The sequence below is a fragment of the Pseudomonas sp. KCJK9058 genome, assembly GCF_046230975.1.
In the GTDB taxonomy this organism is placed as follows: Bacteria; Pseudomonadota; Gammaproteobacteria; order Pseudomonadales; family Pseudomonadaceae; genus Aquipseudomonas; species Aquipseudomonas alloputida.
In genome coordinates this window covers 1-439 of record NZ_JBJJLR010000131.1, presented here as the reverse complement: position 1 = coordinate 439, position 439 = coordinate 1, and the positions used below count along the sequence as shown (strand labels likewise).

Genomic DNA, 439 nt, shown 5'->3' with positions numbered 1-439 from the left:
TGGGGCTAAATATAACAAAAAAATATGTTTTAAAGCTGTCCGGGCTTGAAATGGAGTTGTCGGATCTGGAGTTTGATTACTACAGCATCGGTGATACTTATGTTTCGAAAAAATTTTTAGAGGTTTGCGATAAGGTTGGGGGGAAGTATAAGGCTATTCCTTTGGAGATAACCTATAAGGAGCAGTCTAGGAAAGGGGAGTTTTTCATTTTTCTTCCTGGTGAAAGTTTAGCGGCTCTGGATAAGATTGAGTCGGTATTCGAAACATCCAAGGACCTGGAGACCGGTCTCGAAATTGAAAGTCATATTTATACGGGGGCGGTGAATATTGATGCTATAAGTAGGTTTGTGGTTTCCCCAGAGCTGCAGTCGGATATTTTTAGATGTCAAGAAACCTTAGAGCTGTTTTGTAGTGAGAGGTTCAAGTCGGCGGCAACTGG

1 protein-coding gene is annotated in these 439 nt (G+C 41.7%); it reads left to right on the top strand.

Annotated elements, in window-relative coordinates; all coding sequences use genetic code 11:
* A partial coding sequence (locus ACK59Z_RS25910; RefSeq protein WP_409293999.1) for a hypothetical protein occupies nucleotides 1-439 on the top strand: 439 nt, incomplete at both ends.